This window comes from Rubrivivax sp. JA1026, from assembly GCF_011065555.1.
GTDB classification, from domain to species: Bacteria; Pseudomonadota; Gammaproteobacteria; order Burkholderiales; family Burkholderiaceae_C; genus Rubrivivax; species Rubrivivax benzoatilyticus.
Window position 1 is genome coordinate 1 of record NZ_JAALCQ010000016.1, and the last position, 5,676, is coordinate 5,676.

Annotated in this window: 2 tRNA genes and 3 rRNA genes; all 5 read left to right on the forward strand. The window is 53.6% G+C overall.

The features are described from left to right. The first annotated feature begins 376 nt into the window (after window positions 1–376). The 5 genes from G5B56_RS19665 to rrf all read left to right on the forward strand — a co-directional run bounded on the left by G5B56_RS19665 (window position 377) and on the right by rrf (window position 5,523). Window positions 377–1,905: ribosomal RNA gene (locus G5B56_RS19665) — 16S ribosomal RNA — on the forward strand. A 72-nt stretch (window positions 1,906–1,977) separates the two neighbouring features. Then, window positions 1,978–2,054 (forward strand) — tRNA-Ile (locus tag G5B56_RS19670). 6 nt (window positions 2,055–2,060) lie between these two features. Continuing rightward, a tRNA-Ala gene (locus G5B56_RS19675) sits at window positions 2,061–2,136 on the forward strand. A 279-nt stretch (window positions 2,137–2,415) separates the two neighbouring features. After that, a 23S ribosomal RNA gene (locus G5B56_RS19680) occupies window positions 2,416–5,292 on the forward strand. A gap of 118 nt (window positions 5,293–5,410) precedes the next feature. Then, window positions 5,411–5,523, forward strand: a 5S ribosomal RNA gene (gene rrf / locus G5B56_RS19685). The 16S, 23S and 5S rRNA genes sit together here with 2 tRNA genes alongside, the layout of an rRNA operon. The last annotated feature ends 153 nt before the right edge of the window (window positions 5,524–5,676 follow it).

Here is a 5,676-nt window from a genome sequence, read left to right on the forward strand (position 1 = left end):
GACGGTGTCCTGCAAACTTTTTTCGTTGAACCGCTTGCAATCGGTTTTGGAGCCGTGCTACAGTCACAGGCTCCGCTGATCGACGGTGGTGCTTCGAAAGAGGCAGTGCCGGAGAAACTCTGAAAAGAGTTTCAGCGAAAAGCGGAAAAGCCGAGTGCTTGACAGGGTTTAAAAAGAATGTCAGAATCTCGGTCTTCGCTGAACAAACAGCGACGCAGCGAAAGCAGCAAAGTTCTTTAACAACATACAGCCGATAAGCGTGGGCGTTTGAGGCGAGTGCCAAGAAGTCGCAAGACTTCGAGGTCCTAGTGACTTTAAACGCTCATGGAAATAGAAGTGAAGTTCACTTCGATTCCTATTGAGCAAATTCAAGATCGAACTGAAGAGTTTGATCCTGGCTCAGATTGAACGCTGGCGGCATGCCTTACACATGCAAGTCGAACGGTAACAGGCCGCAAGGTGCTGACGAGTGGCGAACGGGTGAGTAATGCATCGGAACGTGCCCAGTAGTGGGGGATAGCCCGGCGAAAGCCGGATTAATACCGCATACGACCTACGGGTGAAAGCGGGGGACCGTAAGGCCTCGCGCTATTGGAGCGGCCGATGTCAGATTAGGTAGTTGGTGGGGTAAAGGCCTACCAAGCCTGCGATCTGTAGCTGGTCTGAGAGGACGACCAGCCACACTGGGACTGAGACACGGCCCAGACTCCTACGGGAGGCAGCAGTGGGGAATTTTGGACAATGGGCGCAAGCCTGATCCAGCCATGCCGCGTGCGGGAAGAAGGCCTTCGGGTTGTAAACCGCTTTTGTCAGGGAAGAAATCTTCTGGGTTAATACCTCGGGAGGATGACGGTACCTGAAGAATAAGCACCGGCTAACTACGTGCCAGCAGCCGCGGTAATACGTAGGGTGCAAGCGTTAATCGGAATTACTGGGCGTAAAGCGTGCGCAGGCGGTTATGTAAGACAGATGTGAAATCCCCGGGCTTAACCTGGGAACTGCATTTGTGACTGCATAGCTTGAGTGCGGCAGAGGGGGATGGAATTCCGCGTGTAGCAGTGAAATGCGTAGATATGCGGAGGAACACCGATGGCGAAGGCAATCCCCTGGGCCTGCACTGACGCTCATGCACGAAAGCGTGGGGAGCAAACAGGATTAGATACCCTGGTAGTCCACGCCCTAAACGATGTCAACTGGTTGTTGGGAGGGTTTCTTCTCAGTAACGTAGCTAACGCGTGAAGTTGACCGCCTGGGGAGTACGGCCGCAAGGTTGAAACTCAAAGGAATTGACGGGGACCCGCACAAGCGGTGGATGATGTGGTTTAATTCGACGCAACGCGAAAAACCTTACCTACCCTTGACATGCCAGGAATCCTGCAGAGATGTGGGAGTGCTCGAAAGAGAACCTGGACACAGGTGCTGCATGGCCGTCGTCAGCTCGTGTCGTGAGATGTTGGGTTAAGTCCCGCAACGAGCGCAACCCTTGTCATTAGTTGCTACGTAAGGGCACTCTAATGAGACTGCCGGTGACAAACCGGAGGAAGGTGGGGATGACGTCAGGTCATCATGGCCCTTATGGGTAGGGCTACACACGTCATACAATGGCCGGTACAGAGGGCTGCCAACCCGCGAGGGGGAGCCAATCCCAGAAAACCGGTCGTAGTCCGGATCGCAGTCTGCAACTCGACTGCGTGAAGTCGGAATCGCTAGTAATCGCGGATCAGCTTGCCGCGGTGAATACGTTCCCGGGTCTTGTACACACCGCCCGTCACACCATGGGAGCGGGTTCTGCCAGAAGTAGTTAGCCTAACCGCAAGGAGGGCGATTACCACGGCAGGGTTCGTGACTGGGGTGAAGTCGTAACAAGGTAGCCGTATCGGAAGGTGCGGCTGGATCACCTCCTTTCTGGAAAAAGCACTCAATTTCAAGCGCTCACACTTATCGGCTGTTGTTGACGACAGACTATCCCGAGTGTGCGGGTCTGTAGCTCAGTCGGTTAGAGCACCGTCTTGATAAGGCGGGGGTCGTTGGTTCGAATCCAACCAGACCCACCATCCTCTGGGGGTGTAGCTCAGCTGGGAGAGCACCTGCTTTGCAAGCAGGGGGTCATCGGTTCGATCCCGTTCACCTCCACCATCCCACGCACGAGCGTTTGAAGCGCAAAGCACTTGCCTGAGTGTTTTGCGGTTCGATCGTTTCGATCGGCTGTCGTCGTTCTTTAACAATTCATAGAGTCGAAAATCAGCGTTGCTGATGGAAAGCATCTTTCGGGATGCGCCGTGCCATCAGCGACAGTTTGATTGCGTCAATACAAACTTTGATTCGCGAGAATTGAAGTTCGGCATAACGCGTGAATACTCAAAATCTGTCATTGACCGGATGTCTGAAGCGAGAGCTTCGGCGTCAAAGTTATAGGGTCAAGTGACTAAGTGCATGTGGTGGATGCCTTGGCGATTACAGGCGATGAAGGACGTGGCAGTCTGCGATAAGCCTCGGGGAGCTGGCAAGCAAGCTTTGATCCGGGGATTTCCGAATGGGGAAACCCACCCGCAAGGGTATCGTCATCTGAATACATAGGGTGACGAGGCGAACCGGGCGAACTGAAACATCTCAGTAGCTCGAGGAAAAGACATCAACCGAGATTCCGAAAGTAGTGGCGAGCGAAATCGGAACAGCCTGTACGTTTTAGCAGTCGATTTATCAGAACGGTCTGGAAAGTCCGGCCATAGCAGGTGATAGCCCTGTATGAAAAAAGTCTTCTGTGGAACTAGGCGTACGACAAGTAGGGCGGGGCACGTGAAACCCTGTCTGAACATGGGGGGACCATCCTCCAAGGCTAAATACTCGTAATCGACCGATAGCGAACTAGTACCGTGAGGGAAAGGCGAAAAGAACCCCGGGAGGGGAGTGAAATAGATCCTGAAACCGCATGCATACAAAAAGTCGGAGCCCGCAAGGGTGACGGCGTACCTTTTGTATAATGGGTCAGCGACTTACATTCAGTGGCAAGCTTAACCGAATAGGGAAGGCGAAGGGAAACCGAGTCCGAATAGGGCGTCTAGTCGCTGGGTGTAGACCCGAAACCAAGTGATCTATCCATGGCCAGGATGAAGGTAGGGTAACACCTGCTGGAGGTCCGAACCGACTAGTGTTGCAAAACTAGCGGATGAGCTGTGGATAGGGGTGAAAGGCTAAACAAACTTGGAGATAGCTGGTTCTCTCCGAAAACTATTTAGGTAGTGCCTCAAGTATTACCGTCGGGGGTAGAGCACTGTTATGGCTAGGGGGTCATGGCGACTTACCAAACCATTGCAAACTCCGAATACCGATGAGTACAGCTTGGGAGACAGTGCACCGGGTGCTAACGTCCGGACACAAGAGGGAAACAACCCAGACCGCCAGCTAAGGTCCCCAAAATTGGCTAAGTGGGAAACGAAGTGGGAAGGCTAAAACAGTCAGGATGTTGGCTTAGAAGCAGCCACCATTTAAAGAAAGCGTAATAGCTCACTGATCGAGTCGTCCTGCGCGGAAGATGTAACGGGGCTAAGCCAGTTACCGAAGCTGCGGATTTGCACGCAAGTGCAAGTGGTAGGAGAGCGTTCCGTACGCCTGCGAAGGTGGATCGTGAGGTCTGCTGGAGGTATCGGAAGTGCGAATGCTGACATGAGTAGCGTTAAAGGGGGTGAAAAGCCCCCTCGCCGAAAGCGCAAGGTTTCCTACGCAACGTTCATCGGCGTAGGGTGAGTCGGCCCCTAAGGCGAGGCAGAGATGCGTAGCTGATGGGAAACAGGTCAATATTCCTGTACCGATCTATAGTGCGATGTGGGGACGGAGAAGGTTAGCTCGGCCGGGTGTTGGATGTCCCGGTTCAAGCCTGTAGTCGTGGCCCTTAGGCAAATCCGGGGGTCTTAGATGAGGGGTGATAACGAGGCGGCTTGCCGCCGAAGCGAGTGATACCCTGCTTCCAGGAAAAGCCACTAAGCTTCAGCTATAGACGACCGTACCGCAAACCGACACTGGTGCGCGAGATGAGTATTCTAAGGCGCTTGAGAGAACTCTGGAGAAGGAACTCGGCAAATTGACACCGTAACTTCGGAAGAAGGTGTGCCTTTAGTAGGTGAACCATTTACTTGGGGAGCCCAATGAGGCCGCAGAGAATCGGTGGCTGCGACTGTTTATTAAAAACACAGCACTCTGCAAAGACGAAAGTCGACGTATAGGGTGTGACGCCTGCCCGGTGCTGGAAGATTAAATGATGGGGTGCAAGCTCTTGATTGAAGTCCCAGTAAACGGCGGCCGTAACTATAACGGTCCTAAGGTAGCGAAATTCCTTGTCGGGTAAGTTCCGACCTGCACGAATGGCGTAACGATGGCCACACTGTCTCCTCCAGAGACTCAGCGAAGTTGAAATGTTTGTGATGATGCAATCTCCCCGCGGAAAGACGGAAAGACCCCATGAACCTTTACTGTAGCTTTACATTGGACTTTGAACAGATCTGTGTAGGATAGGTGGGAGGCTTTGAAGCGGTGCCGCTAGGTATCGTGGAGCCAACGTTGAAATACCACCCTGGTGTGTTTGAGGTTCTAACCTTGGCCCGTTATCCGGGTTGGGGACAGTGTATGGTGGGCAGTTTGACTGGGGCGGTCTCCTCCCAAAGCGTAACGGAGGAGTTCGAAGGTACGCTAGGCACGGTCGGAAATCGTGCTAATAGTGCATAGGCATAAGCGTGCTTGACTGCGAGACTGACAAGTCGAGCAGGTACGAAAGTAGGACTAAGTGATCCGGTGGTTCTGTATGGAAGGGCCATCGCTCAACGGATAAAAGGTACTCTGGGGATAACAGGCTGATACCGCCCAAGAGTTCATATCGACGGCGGTGTTTGGCACCTCGATGTCGGCTCATCTCATCCTGGGGCTGTAGCCGGTCCCAAGGGTATGGCTGTTCGCCATTTAAAGAGGTACGTGAGCTGGGTTTAAAACGTCGTGAGACAGTTTGGTCCCTATCTTCCGTGGGCGCTGCAAGATTGAGGAAGCCTGCTCCTAGTACGAGAGGACCGGAGTGGACGCACCTCTGGTGTATCGGTTGTCACGCCAGTGGCATTGCCGAGTAGCTAAGTGCGGAAGAGATAACCGCTGAAAGCATCTAAGCGGGAAACTCGTTCCAAGATGAGTCTTGCCGGGGCCTTGAGCCCCCTGAAGAGTCGTTCGAGACCAGGACGTTGATAGGCCGGGTGTGGAAGCGCAGTAATGCGTTGAGCTAACCGGTACTAATTGCTCGTGAGGCTTGACCCTATAACTTTGACGATTGAGTCGAACGGGTTATGCCAGTAGCGCGATCGAACAGCTGATTTTCAAATACTCTATGAATTGGCCTAGCTGCCCCCAAGAAGCAGCGAGGCGACAAGTCAAGCCTGATGACCATAGCGAGGTGGTCCCACTCCTTCCCATCCCGAACAGGATAGTGAAACGCCTTTGCGCCGATGATAGTGCGGGTTCCCGTGTGAAAGTAGGACATCGTCAGGCTATTTATTCGAAGGCCCGGTTCAATACGAACCGGGCCTTTTTGTTTTTGGCGAACGATTGACCGGAGCCCGATCAGCGCACCGAAAGCACCTCGCCCAGCAGGCGCAGCTGGCCGCCACTGAGCAGCGCCTCGATCACGCGCCGAGCATCGTC